The organism is Comamonas testosteroni, assembly GCF_000761245.1.
GTDB classification, from domain to species: domain Bacteria; phylum Pseudomonadota; class Gammaproteobacteria; order Burkholderiales; family Burkholderiaceae_C; genus Comamonas; species Comamonas testosteroni_C.
This window is the reverse complement of the sequence record NZ_AWOR01000012.1, coordinates 68,777-85,601: the sequence shown is the minus strand read 5'-3', so window position 1 is coordinate 85,601 and position 16,825 is coordinate 68,777. Positions and strand designations below refer to the sequence as shown.

The 16,825-nt window shown below is 61.5% G+C and carries 14 protein-coding genes; 10 read left to right on the top strand and 4 right to left on the bottom strand.

The features are described 5' to 3' along the window. Positions 1-51: 51 nt before the first annotated feature. The 4 genes from P353_RS04515 to P353_RS04500 form a co-directional block, all read right to left on the bottom strand. Entirely contained in the window at positions 52-318 is a 267-nt protein-coding gene (locus P353_RS04515) for a BolA family protein (protein WP_034365915.1), read from the bottom strand. After that, complete coding sequence (locus tag P353_RS04510; protein WP_034365912.1) at positions 315-884, bottom strand: septation protein A; 570 nt, start codon at positions 882-884, stop codon at positions 315-317. Before P353_RS04510 ends, P353_RS04515 begins: the two co-directional genes overlap by 4 nt. A 217-nt stretch (positions 885-1,101) precedes the next feature. Continuing rightward, positions 1,102-1,518, bottom strand: coding sequence for a peptide-methionine (R)-S-oxide reductase MsrB (gene msrB, locus P353_RS04505; protein ID WP_034365909.1), 417 nt, complete (start codon positions 1,516-1,518; stop codon positions 1,102-1,104). Beyond that, positions 1,515-3,026, bottom strand: a complete 1,512-nt coding sequence (locus tag P353_RS04500) for a protein adenylyltransferase SelO (protein ID WP_052084706.1) — start codon at positions 3,024-3,026, stop codon at positions 1,515-1,517. Before P353_RS04500 ends, msrB begins: the two co-directional genes overlap by 4 nt. A gap of 228 nt (positions 3,027-3,254) precedes the next feature. Between P353_RS04500 and P353_RS04495 the strand changes: the two genes are divergently transcribed. From P353_RS04495 to P353_RS04450, 10 genes are all read left to right on the top strand, one after another. Next, positions 3,255-4,898: a 3-(methylthio)propionyl-CoA ligase gene (locus tag P353_RS04495; RefSeq protein ID WP_034365903.1), complete on the top strand. Its 1,644-nt coding sequence runs from the start codon at positions 3,255-3,257 to the stop codon at positions 4,896-4,898. A 333-nt stretch (positions 4,899-5,231) separates the two neighbouring features. After that, positions 5,232-6,254, top strand: a complete 1,023-nt coding sequence (locus P353_RS04490) for a DUF4123 domain-containing protein (RefSeq protein ID WP_034365899.1) — start codon at positions 5,232-5,234, stop codon at positions 6,252-6,254. A gap of 187 nt (positions 6,255-6,441) precedes the next feature. Beyond that, complete coding sequence (locus P353_RS04485) at positions 6,442-7,677, top strand: branched-chain amino acid ABC transporter substrate-binding protein (RefSeq protein ID WP_034365895.1); 1,236 nt, start codon at positions 6,442-6,444, stop codon at positions 7,675-7,677. 230 nt (positions 7,678-7,907) lie between these two features. After that, positions 7,908-9,143, top strand: coding sequence for a branched-chain amino acid ABC transporter substrate-binding protein (locus tag P353_RS04480; RefSeq protein WP_034365893.1), 1,236 nt, complete (start codon positions 7,908-7,910; stop codon positions 9,141-9,143). Between the two features lie 113 nt (positions 9,144-9,256). Next, entirely contained in the window at positions 9,257-10,210 is a 954-nt protein-coding gene (locus tag P353_RS04475; protein ID WP_034365890.1) for a branched-chain amino acid ABC transporter permease, read from the top strand. Positions 10,211-10,213: 3 nt separating this feature from the next. Further along, the gene (locus P353_RS04470; protein ID WP_034365887.1) at positions 10,214-11,554 is read left to right on the top strand and encodes a branched-chain amino acid ABC transporter permease; all 1,341 of its coding nucleotides are present in this window, start codon (positions 10,214-10,216) and stop codon (positions 11,552-11,554) included. A 3-nt stretch (positions 11,555-11,557) separates the two neighbouring features. Beyond that, positions 11,558-12,376: an ABC transporter ATP-binding protein gene (locus P353_RS04465; RefSeq protein ID WP_034365885.1), complete on the top strand. Its 819-nt coding sequence runs from the start codon at positions 11,558-11,560 to the stop codon at positions 12,374-12,376. A gap of 1 nt (position 12,377) precedes the next feature. Beyond that, positions 12,378-13,073: an ABC transporter ATP-binding protein gene (locus P353_RS04460; protein WP_003053748.1), complete on the top strand. Its 696-nt coding sequence runs from the start codon at positions 12,378-12,380 to the stop codon at positions 13,071-13,073. A gap of 242 nt (positions 13,074-13,315) precedes the next feature. Then, positions 13,316-15,415, top strand: coding sequence for a 3-hydroxyacyl-CoA dehydrogenase NAD-binding domain-containing protein (locus tag P353_RS04455; protein WP_034365884.1), 2,100 nt, complete (start codon positions 13,316-13,318; stop codon positions 15,413-15,415). Between the two features lie 157 nt (positions 15,416-15,572). Beyond that, positions 15,573-16,748 carry an acetyl-CoA C-acyltransferase gene (locus P353_RS04450; RefSeq protein ID WP_034365882.1) on the top strand — a complete coding sequence of 392 codons (1,176 nt, stop codon included), beginning with the start codon at positions 15,573-15,575 and terminating at the stop codon, positions 16,746-16,748. The last annotated feature ends 77 nt before the right edge of the window (positions 16,749-16,825 follow it).

Genomic DNA, 16,825 nt, shown 5'->3' with positions numbered 1-16,825 from the left:
CCATACGCAACAGGCTCCCGTCAAGGAGCCTGTGGTCAGAACAGTGCGTTCTCAAAGTACTTCAATGGCGATGGCATGAACACCCTGGTCAATGAAGTCTTGCAGTGCATCATACACAAGGCGGTGGCGTGCCAAGCGGGTTTTTCCATCAAAGGCCGGAGCAGCGATGCGCACGCGAAAATGCGTGCCCACACCGCTGTCGTTGGCACCGGCATGACCGGCATGTTGATAGCTCTCGTCGATGACTTCGAGTCGGGTCGGGGCCAGACGCTGGCGCAGGGCGGCGTCCATGGCCTGGGCGCTGATGCTCACGCTCATGGCTGCTTGTCCTTGGGTTCGGTCGTGCTGGGCACGCCGTCCTGGGGCAGGTAGCGGCTCATGTAGATGGCTTGTGCAATCACAAACACCACCATCAGGCCCATGCCGCCAAACAGCTTGAAGTTGACCCAGGTGTCGGTGTCGAAGTTATAGGCCACCCAGATGTTGAGCGCGCCCATGGTGGCGAAGAATGCAGTCCAGGCCCAGTTGAGTTTGAGCCATATGGCGTCGGGCAGTTGCAGTTGCGCGCCCATGACGGAGCGCAGCAGGTTCTTCTTGAACACCAACTGGCCGATCAGCAGCGCGCCGCCCATGAGCCAGTACAGCACCGTGGGCTTCCATTTGATGAAGTTGTCGTCATGGGCCAGCAAGGTGGCGCCGCCAAACAGCACGATGACACCCAGGCTCATCCATTGCATGGGTTCGATCTTGCCGGTCTTCAAGCGCAGATAGGCGATCTGCGCCACGGTGGCGACAATGGCCACGGCTGTGGCGGTATAGATGCCCCAGACCTTGAAGGCCACGAAAAACAGGATGATGGGGAAGAAATCAATCAGCAGCTTCATGCGCGAAATGGTAGTCGTTCTGGAATTCAGACTGCGCAGCACCGGCAAGGTTCCCGGCGCAGCGAGCAAAGCCGCATCATGCACCATAGCCAGGGCCTTACCGTGGGCAAAGCCTTGTGCGCCGGACGGATTCAGCTATCAAAGCTGATGTGCAAGGCCAGCGCAGCGGGCCCGGCCCGAAGTCGCGCGGCCCTTGCTGCTCAAGCCTTGCCAGCTCTTATTTTTGGGGGTCGTTCTGGAAATCCAGCGAGGCCGAGTTCATGCAGTAGCGCAGGCCGGTATCGGTGGGGCCGTCAGGAAAGACATGGCCCAGATGGGCTCCGCAGTTGCTGCACACGGTTTCGGTGCGCACCATGCCGTGGCTGCGATCCACGATATTGGTGATGGCGCCGGGCACGGCCTGGTCGAAACTGGGCCAGCCGCAGCCGGCATCGAACTTGGTGTGCGAGTCGAACAGCTTGTTGCCGCAGCAGACGCAGTGGTAGCTGCCGTCGGCCCAGAACTGCTCGTATTTGCCGGTGAACGGCCGCTCAGTGGCAGCGTGGCGCGTGACCTGGAAGGCCGCGGCTTCGGCGCCCTTGTCCTGCAACAGGGCTTGCCATTCTTGGTCGGATTTCTGGACAGGGAAGCTCATGATGAACAGCTGATCTCAATCGAGGAAGCCCATTCGGGCGGGAAGCCGGCCCAGTCAGCGTGGTCCGGGTGCGATTCATAAGGCGCTTGCAGCACGGCCAGCATTTGCTGCACAGGCGCAAAGTCGCCGGACTGGGCGGCACGAATCACGGTCTCGCCCAGATGGTTGCGCAGCACAAAGCGCGGATTGGATTTTTGCATCAAATCGACGGCTTGCGCTTGATCCACTTGCGCCAGTTGAGCTGAATAGCTGAGTGACCAGGCATCGAAGCTGGCGCGATCCAGAATGATGTCACGCAGCGGCTCAAAGTCGATTTTCGCTCGCTGCCCCTGTGCAACGGCATCGGTCAGGCGGCTGAAGAAGATGGTGTAGTCCACCTTGCTGTCGGCCAGGATCTGCAGCAGCGGGTTGACCAGCAGGGCAAAGCGGCCTTCGGTGGCGGGTGTGCCGGCTTCGTTCTCGGGCAGGCCCAGCTTGGCCAGCATCTGGCGTGCATAGGCTGCGGGAAAGACGGTCTTGTACGACTCCAGCGCCGCAATCGTCAGCTCTTCGTCGCCGATCAGCGGCAGCAGGGCCTGGCCCAGGCAATACAGATTCCAGTAGGCCACCTGGGGCTGGCGGTTAAAGGCATAGCGGCCCTGGCTGTCGCTGTGGTTGCAGATATGGCCGGGGTCGAAGGCGTCGAGAAACTGGAAGGGGCCGTAATCGATGGTCAAGCCCAGAATGCTCATATTGTCGGTATTCATCACACCATGACAAAAGCCCACGCCTTGCCACTGGGCCAGCAATCTGGCCGTGCGCTCGCTCACGGCCTGCAGAAAGTTGGCATAGGGATTGCCGTTCAGTGCAGCGGCTGTGCGGCACTGGGGGTAGTGCTGGTCTATGACCAGATCGGCCAGGGCTTTAAGTTCGGCCTGCATGTCGCGTGCGGCGAAATGCTCGAAATGGCCGAAGCGGATGAAACTCTCGGCCACACGGGTCACGACGGCGGCGGTTTCCATGGTCTCGCGCGCCACGGGCAGGGGCGAGCCCGTCAGCGCCAGCGCGCGCGTGGTGGGAATGCCCAGGGCTGTCATGGCTTCGCTGCAGAGAAATTCGCGAATCGACGAGCGCAGCACGGCCCGGCCGTCGCCCATGCGTGAATAGGGGGTGCGGCCTGCGCCCTTGAGCTGGACTTCAAAGCCCTGCTCCGTCTCGCCCAGCAGGATGGCACGGCCGTCGCCGAGTTGGCCGGCCCAGACGCCGAACTGGTGACCGCTATAGACAGTAGCCAGCGGCTTGCTGCCGCCGTTGCCATGGTCGGAGACGGGATTGCCGCTGAGTATCTGCAGTGCTTCGGCGCTGTGCAGCCATTCGGGGTTCAGACCCATCCAGCGGGCCGTGCTGACGCTGGTGGCAATCCAGTGCGGCTCGGGCACTGGCGTGGGTTGAAGATAGGTGAAAAAAGCAGGGCCCAGGGATTCGAAGCGGCCGGGCTTGCGCCATTGCGGGGCAGAGGATTCGCTCATGCAGGCATTGTGCTTGAGCGGCATCAGGGACTGGGCTTGCAGGGTTGTTGAGCCGGTTGAAGCTGGAGGGCGGCCTAGGTTTTTCCCTGAGTGCGCGCATATCGTTCAGAGGGAGGATGCAGACAAAGGTCGCCAAGGTTACGCATTGGTGACAGTCCTCAGATGACGGCTTGGAAGCCCGCGCTAGGATGCTTCCCGATCTTCACAACGATATCCAGGAGACTGCCAATGTTGGGTCTGATGCAAAGCCAGCCGCTGTTGATTTCTTCCCTGATCGAGTTTGCCGCACGCAACCATGCCGATGGAGAGATAGTCTCCCGCCGTGTGGAGGGGGATATCCACCGCTACACCTACAAGGATCTGGCGGCCCGCTCGCGCCAGCTGGCCAACAAGCTCGACTCCCTGGGACTGGCCCAGGGCGAGCGCGTGGCCAGCCTGGCCTGGAACGGCTATCGCCATATGGAGATGTATTTCGGCGTCAGCGGCTCGGGCCGGGTGCTGCACACCATCAACCCGCGCCTGCACCCCGAGCAGATTGCCTGGATCGTCAACCACGCCGAAGACAAGGTGCTGTGCTTTGACCTGACTTTTTTGCCCATCATCCAGGCCGTGCATGCCAAATGCCCCGAGGTGCAGCAATGGGTGGTGCTCTGCGATGCAGACCGGCTGCCGGCGGACAGCGGCATTCCCGGCCTTGTCAGCTACGAGAGCTGGATTGCGGGCCAGTCCGATCAATACCGCTGGCCGCAGTTCGACGAGAACACCGCTTCCAGCATGTGCTATACCAGCGGCACCACGGGCAATCCCAAGGCCGTGCTCTACAGCCACCGCTCCAGCACCTTGCACGCCTATGCAGCCGCGCTGCCGGACGTGATGTGCCTGTCGGCCCGTGATTCTGTGCTGCCCGTGGTGCCCATGTTCCACGTCAATGCCTGGGGCCTGCCATATTCGGCGGCGCTCACGGGCTGCAAGATGGTCTTCCCGGGCCCGGCGCTCGATGGCAAGTCGGTCTACGAACTCATCGAGTCGGAAGGCGTGACCTTTGCTGCCGGCGTGCCCACGGTCTGGCAGATGCTGCTTGGCTATATGAAGCCGGGCGGCCTGCGTTTTTCCAAGCTCAAGCGCACGGTGATCGGCGGCTCCGCCTGCCCACCGGCCATGATCACGGCCTTCCAGGACGACTATGGCGTGGAGGTGCTGCACGCCTGGGGCATGACGGAGATGAGCCCGCTGGGTACGCTGTGTACGCTCAAGAACAAGCATCTGGATCTGCCCAAGGAAGAGCAGATGAAGATCCGGCAGAAGCAGGGGCGCGCAATCTATGGTGTGGAGATGAAGATCGTCAATGACGCCGGCGACGAGCAGCCCTGGGATGGCAGGAGCTATGGCGACCTGCTGGTGCGCGGCCCCTGGATCGTCGACAGCTACTACAAAGGCAGCGGCAATCCCCTGGTGCGCGGCGCTGATGGCCACGGTTGGTTTCCGACGGGGGATGTGGCGACGATAGACCCCGACGGCTATATGCAGATCACCGATCGCAGCAAGGATGTGATCAAGTCCGGTGGCGAATGGATCAGCTCCATCGATATAGAAAACATCGCCATGGCCAACCCTGCCGTGGCCATGGCTGCCTGCATAGGCATGCCGCATCCCAAGTGGGACGAGCGCCCCATCGTGGCCGTGGTCAAGAAGCCCGGCGCCGAAATCACGCGCGAGGAGCTGCTGAAGTTCTACGAGGGCAAGACGGCCAAGTGGCAGATTCCCGATGATGTGGTGTTTGTGGAGGCCATTCCGATCGGTGCCACGGGCAAGATGCTCAAGACCCGTCTGCGCGAGGAACTCAAGGACTACAAGCTGCCTTCGGCTGCCTGATCGCCCCCGGCCCGGCTGGAGCAAAGCCATCATCGTGAGATGATGGCTTTTTTGCCTGTGCCTCTTCTGGTGCCATTGTTTGACATCCATGCCTTCAGCTCCTGGTTTTTGCGATTGCTCGCCACCCTCGGCACCGGATGGTGATCGCTCCCAAGACTTGCCGCGACGCCAGCTTCTCGCAGCCGCCTTGCTGGGCGGGCTCGGTGCATGGAGCCTTCCTGCAGCGGCCTGCGGGCCAGAGGTTGCCGCCCCGGCCGCACCTCGCAATGTGTGTCTGGAGTGTCTGGCACGCCGGGCGCAGCAGCGCTCGGCCTTTGTGAACAAGGAGCTGCCATGAGCACGCTGCCTGCCTGGCAGGAAACAAGGCCTGCGCGCAGGATCTGGCCCCAGCGCTGGTCGCAGCTGCATCCAGGCGGGCGCTCCACGGGCCGGCCCATGCAGCTGTATCTGCTGCTGGATGCGGCGCAAAACCGCGAGCTGCTGGCGCTGGCCCCGCAAAGCGGTGCCGAGGCCTTGTTTGCTTTTGCGCGCTCCAGCAAGCAGGGCCAGCTCAGCCCCTGGCTGGTGCACCTGGGCAGCAGTGCTCAGGCCTTGAGAAAGCCGCAGCAGGATTTTCTCGATGCCGTGCTCGATGTGGTGCAGGCCAGTCCCTGCGCCAGCCTGCTGGCCAGCGAGTGCGAGATGCCGGCGCTGCTGGCCCATCTGCGCCTGGCCATGGACCCTGTGCTGCCCGAGGGCAACAGCAGTTATCTGGCCTTATGGGACCCCGCCGTGCTCGCGGCCTTGCTGGGGCAAAGTGATCCGGATACGCAAAGCGTCATCGATCCCGTACTGCGACCCGCACAGTGCCGGGCCTTGCTGGGGCCTGTCGTGCACTGGTGGTGCTGGAGCCGATCGGGCCGGTTGCATGAATATGCAGTGTCCGATTTTTCCGGGCCCGTGCAAGCCCTGCCGCTGCAGCTTGGCGCGGCTGAGGTCGCTGCGCTGGTACAGGGCAATGTGCCCGATCTGCTGATCTACTACCTCAATCTGAATCAGACCCATCTGCGCGACAAATTGCCGCCGCTGGCCATGCACTGGTTTGTGCGTCAGCAACTGGTGTTTGCGCGCCGCCAGGGGCTATCGGGCACACGTGACCTGCTCAACTATCTGTGCCTGGCGCTGATGGCGGGCGCGCGCTTTGATCAGTTGCCTGGCGTGAAGGAGCTTTTGGCCCGTGTCAAGGCCGGCAGGCTGAGCTTCGACCAATTGATGCACGAGATAGGCCCGCTTCTGGATGGCAGGGAGTTGCCCGAGCCTCAGGTGCTGAGCAGCGCCAGCGGCCTGCCGCTGACGGAAAGCCAGTTGCCTCTCTAGACGGTCACAGTCCAAAGTGACTCTAGCCCTTTATGGTTGGGCGAAGCCAGCTATGGTTTTGGAGGTCGTGGCTTGAGGTAAACCCTGCAGTCACCAATGTGATATGCGCTAGGGCAACCCCCAAGCCGCAGGCGCTGGCTTGCCCTTTAGGCTGGGCGTCGCTCATAAACACCAACGGAGACGCTCTATGAAGTTTGCAATCAAGGCTTTGACAGCATCGGTGATCCTGGCGTGCGCGGGGAGTGCGATGGCCCAGAAGGGAGAGACCGTCAAGGTCGCCTGGATTGACCCGCTCTCGGGCCTGATGGCAGCACTGGGATCCAACCAGCTCAAAAGCCTGCAGTACGTGGCAGAGGAACTCAACAAGAGCAATGCTTCGGGGGTGAAGTTCGAGATCATCGGCATCGACAACAAGCTCAGCCCGCAGGAGACCACGGCCGCGCTGCGCTCGGCCATGGATCAGGGCGTGCGCTATGTGTTCCAGGGCAATGGCTCGGGCCCGGCGCTGGCCATCATGGATGCGCTGGAAAAGCACAATGCGCGCAACAAGGGCAAGGAGGTCGTGTTCCTCAACTATGCAGCCGTGGACCCTGACCTGACCAACAGCAAGTGCAGCTACTGGCATTTCCGCCTCGATGCCGATACCTCCATGAAGATGGAGGCCTTGACCACGTATATGAAGGACGTACCTGAGATCAAGAAGGTCTATCTGATCAATCAGAACTACTCACATGGCCAGCAGGTGTCCAAGTACGCCAAGGAGATGCTCAAGCGCAAGCGCCCCGATGTGGAAATCGTGGGTGACGACTTCTCGCCGCTGGCCCAGGTGCGCGACTTCGCGCCCTATGTGGCCAAGATCAAGCAGTCGGGCGCAGACACGGTGATCACGGGCAACTGGGGCTCGGACCTGGCGCTGCTGATCAAGGCCGCCAACGATGCGGGCCTGAACAACGTCAAGTTCTACACCTATTACGCCATTGCCACGGGGGCTCCCACGGCCATGGGTGCGGCGGCGGCCGGCAAGGTCTATATGGTGGGCTACGGCCACCTGAACATGCCCGGTGCCATGGACAAGATCGTCAAGGGCTTCAAGGCCAAGGTCAACGAGGACATGTACACCGGCACCGTGTACACGGGGCTGAACATGCTCGATCAGGCTTTTGCCAAGGCCAAGACCACTGACCCGGTCAAGGTCGCGGCGACCATGGAGGGCATGAAGTTCCAGAACTACAACGGCGAGGTCGAGATGCGCAAGAGCGATCACCAGCTGCAGCAGGGTCTGTACATCGCGCGCTGGGAAAAGGCCGGCGGCAAATACCCCATGGACTCCGAGAACACGGGCTATACCTTTGCACCCGTGAAGTATTTCGAACCCTATGTGGCCAGCACTCCCACCAGCTGCCAGATGAAGCGTCCATCCTGAGGCGATGGGAGAGAAGCGGATTTCGGGGCGCCCTGGTGGCGTCCTTTTTTATTCCCGGATTTCATTCGTCTGCAAGTGCGAGCAGCTGTCGCGCAAGTGTCGCCAACTGCCGCGAATCGGCCCTGCAAGTCGCATGCGTGATAGTTCCTAAGGCTTTCCCCAGCGGGAAAAAGTCTACCGGCCGGTAGATTGGCGTCAGTCGCTAGCAAAAATGGTGAAAGGAGACAAGTATGAAATGGGTTATGCGAGCAGTGGCCGTCTCGGCCATGGCCGTGAGTGCCGGTGGAGCCTGGGCTCAGAAGGGTGAAACCGTCAAGATCGCCTGGATTGATCCCTTGTCGGGTCTGATGGCTGCCGTGGGAACGAATCAGCTCAAGACCTTTCAGCTGCTGGCGGAGGAGTTCAACAAGAAAAATGCCTCGGGGGTGAAGTTCGAGATCGTGGCGCTGGACAACAAGCTCAGCCCGCAGGAAACCACGGCCGCGCTGCGCTCGGCCATGGATCAGGGCGTGCGCTATGTGACGCAGGGCAATGGCTCGGGCCCGGCGCTGGCGATCATGGATGCGCTGGAAAAGCACAACAGCCGCAACAAGGGCAAGGAGCTGCTCTATCTCAACTACGCGGCCGTGGATCCCGACCTGACCAACAGCAAGTGCAGCTACTGGCATTTCCGACTCGATGCCGATACCTCCATGAAGATGGAGGCGCTGACCACCTTCATGAAGGACGATGCCGAGGTCAAGAAGGTCTATCTGATCAACCAGAACTACGGGCACGGCCAGCAGGTGTCCAAGTTCGCCAAGGAATTGCTCAAGAGAAAGCGTCCCGATGTGCAGATCGTGGGCGATGACTTTTCTCCGCTGGCCCAGGTGCGCGACTTCGCGCCCTATGTGGCCAAGATCAAGCAGTCGGGAGCCGATACCGTGATCACCGGCAACTGGGGCGCGGATCTGTCGCTGCTGCTCAAGGCGGCCAACGACGCGGGCCTGAACAACGTCAAGTTCTATACCTATTACGCGTTTGGCGCCGGCGCTCCCACGGCCATGGGCGCGGCCTCCGACGGCAAGGTCTATACCGTGACCTACGGGCACTACAACATGGGCGCGCCGATTCAGGCCAGCATGGACAGCTTCAAGAAGAAGTTCAATGACGACCTGACGCAAAGCTCGATCTACCATGTCTTCGCCTTGCTCGATGCAGCCTTTGTCAAGACAGGCTCCACCGACCCCGTCAAGGTGGCGGCGGCTCTCGAGGGCATGAAGCTGAAAAGCTTCAATGGCGAAGTCGAAATGCGCAAGAGCGACCACCAGTTGCAGCAGGGGCTGTACATCTCGAAGTGGCAGAAGGCGGGAGGTAAGTTCCCCTATGACGCGGAAAACACCGGCTACACCTTCGCGCCCGTGAAGTACTACGAGCCCTATGTGGCCAGCACGCCCACCAGCTGCCAGATGAAGCGTCCGTCCTGAGCCGGGCCCGAATACTCTCGCTCTCCCTCGTGCTGCAGCATCCGCACCCACAAGAACGCATAACAGGTGCAATGCTGCAGCGGTCTTTTTGCTCATGAGAACAAGGCAAGTCGATGACGCCTGAATTTTTCACCATATCCATGCTCAACGGCGTGAGCTACGGGCTGCTGCTCTTTATGCTCAGCTCGGGCCTGACGCTGATCTTCAGCATGATGGGCGTGCTGAATTTCGCCCACACCAGCTTCTACATGCTGGGCGCGTATTTCGCATACACGCTCAGCGGCATCATCGGGTTCTGGCCCGCGCTCATCGTCAGCCCGCTGCTGGTGGGCGTGCTGGGAGCGCTGTTCGAGCGCTACAGCCTGCGCCGCGTGCACAAATACGGCCATGTGCCCGAGCTGCTGGTGACCTTCGGCCTGTCCTATCTGATTCTGGAAGTGGTGCAGCTCGTCTGGGGGCGCGGCACCGTGCCCTATGCGCTGCCATCGGCGCTGCAGGGGCCGCTGTTTACCTTGTATGGCACACAGTTCCCCAAGTCGCGCTCCTTTGTGATGCTGGTGGCGCTGCTGATGCTGGTGGCTGTCTGGCTGTTGCTGACGCGCACACGCATCGGCCTGGTGATTCAGGCCGCGCTCAAGAACCCCGAGATGGTGGAGGCGCTGGGCCACAACGTGCCGCGCGTGTTCATGCTGGTGTTTGGCGGAGGCTGCGCGCTGGCCGGTCTGGCCGGCGTGATCGGTGGCAACACCTATGTGACCGAGCCCGCCATGGCGGCCTCTGTGGGCTCCATCATTTTCGTGGTGGTGGTGGTCGGCGGCATGGGCTCGCTGGCCGGGGCATTCGTGGCCTCGCTGCTGATCGGTGTGGTGCAGACCTTTGCCGTGGCGCTGGACTGGTCGCTGGCCGGCCTGTTCGCCTCCATGGGTCATCAGGTCAATGAGTCCACCTTCGGCTGGCCCGTGCTGCGGCTGACGCTGTCGCAGGTTGCGCCGATCCTGCCTTACCTGTTCCTGGTGCTGATTCTGATCTTCCGCCCCAAGGGCTTGCTGGGTACCAGAGGGGATTGAGCCATGTCTTCGATTGCAAAAACATCCATGAATTCTTCCGCTGCAGACAAAGCCCGGGCTCAGGCGCATTACCGCTTCAAGCCCCTGAACATAGGGCGAATTCTGATATGGGGCCTGTTTGCGCTGGCACTGATCGTGGCACCGCTGATCTTCACCAGCTCGCTGGCGCTGACCATGCTCAGCCAGATCGGCTATCTGATCATCATCTGCCTGTCCTACAACATCCTGCTGGGGCAGGGCGGCATGCTGAGCTTCGGGCATGCGGTCTATACCGGCCTGGGCTCGTTCCTGGCCATTCATGCCATGAACAAGGCCGCTGCAGGCGAGATGGCCATTCCGCTGGTGCTGATCCCGATTGTGGGTGGCCTGGCGGGCATGTTCTTCGCCGCGCTCTTTGGCTATGTGACGACCAAGAAGTCGGGCACCACCTTTGCCATGATCACCATGGGTCTGGGAGAGCTGGTGGCGTCTATGGCGCTGATGTTTCCCGAGTTCTTCGGCGGCGAGGGTGGCATCACCACGGACCGGGTCTACAGCAAGTTCTTCGGGCTCGACTTCGGCTCGGGCCTGCAGGTCTATTACCTGATTGCCGTGTATTGCTTTGTCTGCACTGCTGCCATGTTTGCCTTCACCGGCACGCCGCTGGGGCGCATGCTCAACGCCGTGCGCGACAACCCCGAGCGTGTCGAGTTCGTGGGCTACAACACCCAGCGCGTGCGCTACTTCGCCTTCATCATTGCAGGCTTTTTCGCCGGCATCGGCGGTGGGCTGACGGCCATCAATTTCGAGATCATCACGGCCATGGACAGCGTCAGCGTGGTTCGCTCGGGAGGCTATCTGCTGTTCACCTTCCTGGGCGGTGCCACCTTCTTCTTCGGCCCCATCATCGGTGCCGTGCTGCTGGTGCTGGCATCGGTGCTGCTGTCCGAGCTGACCAAGGCCTGGCTGCTGTACCTGGGCCTGGTGTTCCTGCTCATGGTCATGTATGCCCCCGGCGGTGTGGCCAGCCTGATCATGATGAATCTGCGCGTAGCCAAGTTCGGCCATTTCAAGCGCCTGCTCATGCCTTATCTGGGCATTCTGGCGGCAGGCATCGTGACGGTGATCGGTGCCGCGTCGCTGATCGAGATGATCTATCACATGCAGCTCAATGCGGCTCTGGGCCCCAAGGTGCCATTCATGGGAGCCGAGCTGGACACCGGTGCTGCTGCCACCTGGACCGTGGCGATTGTGGTGTTTGTGGTGGGCCTGGGCCTGCTGGAGGGCGTGCGCCGACTGACGGCCCGTCGCTGGGGCCGCATACAGGAAGCGATTGAAGAAAGCATCAAGAAAGGGGAGGGCTGAACCATGTCCAGCATCGCCATCCATCAACCGGCTGCGCAAGTGGCGCAGCAGTCAGGCCATGCACTGGAGCTGCGCGATCTGCGCAAGAGCTTCGGCAAGACCGAAATCATCCGCGGCGCCAATCTGGCGGTCAATGCCGGCGAGCGTATCGCCATCATCGGCCCCAACGGTGCGGGCAAGAGCACGTTGTTCAATCTCATCAGCGGTCGCTTCGAGCCCAGCAGCGGCGAGGTGCTGTTGCACGGCCAGCGCATCAACGGCAAAAAGCCGTTCGAGATCAACCGCATGGGGCTGTCGCGCAGCTTTCAGATCACGAATATCTTTCCCAAGCTTTCGGTGTTTGAGAACCTGCGCTGCAGCGTGCTCTGGAGCCTGGGCTATCGCTACAGCTTCTGGCGCTTTCTCTCCAATCTGCATGACGCCAACGCACGCGCCAACGAGCTCATGGAGATGATCGGCCTGCACCGCAAGCGCGACACGCTGGCGGTGAACCTGACCTATGCCGAGCAGCGCGCGCTGGAGATCGGCATCACCATCGGTGGCGGTGCCAGCGTCATCCTGCTGGACGAACCCACGGCCGGTATGAGCAACAGCGAAACCGCGCATTTCATACAGCTGATCAAGAAGGTTACCGAAGGCAAGACGCTGCTGACCGTGGAACACGACATGGGCGTGGTCTTTGGGCTCGCGGACAAGATTGCCGTGGTGGTCTATGGCGAGGTCATTGCCTATGACACGCCCGAAGCAGTGCGTGCCAACGCCAGAGTGCAAGAAGCATATCTGGGATCTTCCGTCGCAGACCAACAGGCAGGAGCGCATTGAGATGCTGAAGATCAACGATTTGCATGCCTACTACGGCAAAAGCCATGTGCTGCATGGTGTGGACTTCGAGGTCCATGCGGGCGAGATCGTGGCCTTGCTGGGGCGCAACGGCTCGGGCCGTTCCACCACGGCCAAGGCCATCATGGGACTGGTGCACTGGGAGGGAGCACTGGACTGGAAAGGCAAGAACCTGAATGGCAAAAAAGCCTATGAGGTGGCCCATCTGGGTATCGGCTATGTGCCCGAAAGCCGCGATGTGTTCCCCAACCTGACCGTGCATCAGAACCTGATGCTGGGCCAGAAAGGCAAGGGCAAAAGCAGCCGCTGGGGCTTTGACGACATGTATGCCATGTTTCCGCGCCTCAAGGAGCGTCAGCACACCGAGGCCGGCGTGATGTCGGGCGGCGAGCAGCAGATGCTCACGCTCTGCCGCACGCTGATGGGCGACCCGGATCTCATCATCATCGACGAACCCACGGAAGGGCTGGCACCCAAGATCGTGGAGCTGGTGGGCGAATACCTCAAGAAGATCAAGGATCGCGGCGTGTCCGTGCTGCTGATCGAGCAAAAGCTGACCATTGCCATGAATATCTCGGATCGGGCGCTGGTCATGGGTCATGGACATATCGTGTTTGACGGCACTCCCGAGACCCTCAGGGCGAACGAAAAGGTGCGCAAGGAGTGGCTGGAGGTTTGAGCTGACACACCCCTTGAGCGGCTTTGCCGCTTCCCCCTCTCTCACTTTGAGGGAGGGGGACGACATCCTTGCTGCGGGGCGGTGGGGCCGCCCAGGCCCTTGCTTGATGTCTCTGACTTGAGGTGTGCTTATTCTGTGAGCTGTCTCGCTCAGGACAAGCATCAGTTGCGCAACGCAGCAAAACTCGGAAAATAAAAAACGCACGACCGTTCTTTTCTATTTATTGAACAGGGGACAACAGCATGACTGCTGAATACAAAGTGGACGGAGCCATCGCCGTCATTACCTTGAACAACCCGCCGGTCAACGGCCTGGGTCTGGCCACCAGACGCGGTGTGGTCGAGGGTTTGCGCCAGGCTCTGGCAGATGATGCCGTCAAGGCCGTTGTGATCACCGGGGCCGGCAAGGCTTTCTCGGGCGGAGCCGATATCACCGAGTTCGGCAAGGAAGATGCCTACCGCGAGCCGCACCTGATCTCGGTCATCCAGCAGCTGGATCTGTCGACCAAGCCTGTGATTGCTGCGATTCACAGCGTCTGCATGGGGGGCGGGCTGGAGCTGGCGCTGGGCTGCCATTACCGCATTGCGGCTCCCGGCACGGCCGTGGCGCTGCCCGAGGTCAAGCTGGGTCTGCTGCCGGGCGCCGGCGGCACGCAGCGCCTGCCGCGCGTACTGGGTGTGGAGGCCGCTCTTAACATGATCGTCAGCGGCGAGACCGTGATGAGCGAAATGCTGGCCATGCTGCCCGGCCAGAAGCTGTTCAACAAGATGTCTGCATCGGCCGAGACGCTGCTGGCGGAGGCCAAGGCCTTGGCACTGGAGGTCGCCGATGTCCGCCCGCTGCCGCGTGTGCGCGACCTGTCCAGCAAGCATCCCCAGGGCGAGGCCTACTTCGAGTTTGCCGCCACCATGGTGCAGGGCATGTCCAAGAACTTCCCTGCGCCCATGCGCTGCCTGGAAGCAGTCAAGAACGCCACGACCAAGAAATTCGACGACGGCATGGTGGCCGAGCGCGAAGCCTTCATGCAGCTGATGATGACGCCCGAGTCGCGTTCGCTGCGCCATCTGTTCATGGCCGAGCGTGCCGCCTCCAAGATCCCTGACGTGCCCGGCGATACACCGGTGCGCGAGATCCGCACCGTGGGCGTGATCGGCGCCGGAACCATGGGCGGCGGCATCTCCATGAATTTCCTGAATGCGGGCATTCCCGTCACGATTCTGGAGACCAAGCAGGAAGCCCTGGATCGCGGCGTGGCGACCATCCGCAAGAACTACGAAGCCCAGGTCAAGAAGGGCAAGCTCTCCGAGCAGAAGTACGAGCAGCGCATGGGTCTGTTGTCCACCACGCTCAACTATGGCGATCTGAAGAATGCCGACCTCATCATCGAGGCCGTGTTCGAGGAGCTGGGCGTGAAGGAGCAGGTCTTCAAGCAGCTCGATGAAGTGGCCAAGCCCGGCGCAATTCTGGCATCCAACACTTCCACGCTCGATGTGGACAAGATTGCCGCTTTCACCAAGCGTCCCCAGGACGTGGTGGGCATGCATTTCTTCAGTCCCGCCAATGTGATGAAGCTGCTGGAAGTGGTGCGCGGCAAGGCCACAGCCAAGGATGTGCTGGCCACCGTGATGAAGGTGGCCAAGAAGATCAAGAAGACGGCCGTGGTCTCCGGCGTCTGCGACGGCTTCATCGGCAATCGCATGATCGAGCAGTACTCGCGCCAGGCCGGCTTCCTGCTGGACGAAGGCGCATCGCCACAGCAGGTGGACAAGGCCATCGAGAAGTTCGGCTTTGCCATGGGCCCGTTCCGCATGGGCGATCTGGCTGGCAACGACATCGGCTGGGCGATTCGCAAGCGCCGTTATGTCGAGAAGCCTGATATGAAGTACAGCGCCAGTGCGGACCGCCTGTGCGAGCTGGGCCGCTTTGGCCAGAAGACCGGTGCGGGCTGGTATGACTATGTGCCTGGCAAGCGGGATGCCATCCCTTCGGAGGTGGTGGCCAAGATGATCGACGAGCACCGAAAGAGCCTGGGCATCACGCCGCGCAAGATCTCCGACGAGGAAATCGTGCAGCGCCTGGTCTTTGCGCTGGTCAACGAAGGCGCGCACATTCTGGAGGACGGCATTGCCAGCAAGTCCGGCGATATCGACATGGTGTATCTGACCGGCTACGGCTTTCCGCTGTGGCGCGGCGGCCCCATGCACTATGCGGGCGAAGTCGGCCTGTTCAATGTGGTCCAGGCCATGGGCCGCTTTGCCCAGAACCCCAACGACGATGCCAAGTTCTGGCAGCCCGCACCGCTGCTGGCCAAGCTGGCCGCCGAAGGCAAGCAGTTCAGCTAGGCGCCGCGCACACAGACCTTGAGACGTCGTTGCGAAGCCTTGTCGTACGGCTCGTACTGCCTGCGGCTTCGCACCTCGTCTCCAACGCAAATCTTCGATTTGCTGGCCTGTGTGAACGGCGATCTGCCACGAAACACCCAGAATCAAAGGACAGAACATGACATCCGCAGTGATTGTTTCTACCGCGCGCACTCCGCTGGCCAAGAGCTGGAAGGGCGCTTTCAACATGACTTATGGCCCCACCCTGGGTGCCCACGCCGTCAAGGCGGCTGTGGAGCGCGCAGGCATTGAGGGCGCCGAGGTCGAGGACGTGATCATGGGCATGTCCCTGCCCGAAGGCACGACCGGCGGCAACGTCGCCCGTCTGATTGCCATGCGTGCAGGTTTGCCGGTCACGACATCGGGTCTGACCATCAACCGCTTCTGCTCCTCGGGCCTGCAGGCGATTGCGCTGGCTGCCCAGCGCATCATCGCGGGCGAGAACGATGTGCTGGTGGCCGGCGGTCTGGAGAGCATCTCCTGCGTGCAGCCCCATCTGAACCCGCACATGGCCTTCGATCCCGAGCTGACAGCCATGAAGCCCGAGATCTACTGGAGCATGCTGCAGACTGCCGAGCAGGTGGCCAAGCGCTACAACATCAGCCGCGATGCCCAGGATGAGTACGGTGCCTCCAGCCAGCAAAAAGCCGCTGCGGCACAGGCTGCCGGCCTGTTCGAAGCCGAGATCGCTCCCATGAAGACCGTCATGGGTGTGGTGGACAAGGTGCGCGGCATGGTCACCAAGGAGGTGATCGTGAGCAAGGATGAGGGCATTCGCGAGGGCACGACCAAGGAAGGCATCAGCGGTCTGCGCAGCGCGCTGCCCGGCGGGGTGATTACCGCCGGCAATGCGAGCCAGTTCTCTGACGGGGCCGGTGCCTGCGCCGTGGTCAGCGAGGAATACGCCTCGCGCAAGGGCCTCAAGCCCCTGGGTCGCTTCCTGGGCTTTGCCGTGGCCGGTTGCGAGCCTGACGAAATGGGTATCGGCCCCATCTATGCCATTCCCAAGGTGCTCAAGAAGCTGGGTCTGTCGATCAACGATATCGACCTGTGGGAGCTCAACGAAGCCTTTGCCGTGCAGGTCATCTACTGCCGCGACAAGCTGGGCATTCCGGCCGACAGGCTCAACGTCAACGGCGGCGCGATTGCCATGGGTCACCCCTATGGCGTCTCGGGTCAGCGCCTGACGGGTCATGCACTGATCGAGGGCAAGCGCCGTGGCGCCAAGCGTGTCTGCGTGACCATGTGCATCGGCGGCGGCATGGGCGCGGCAGGCGTGTTTGAAGTCCTGTAAGCAGGACTTGGGTCAAGCCGTCTTCTGGCCACCTTGGGGTTGGGGCTGGAGGCGGCTTTTTTCTTCTTTGGATATGT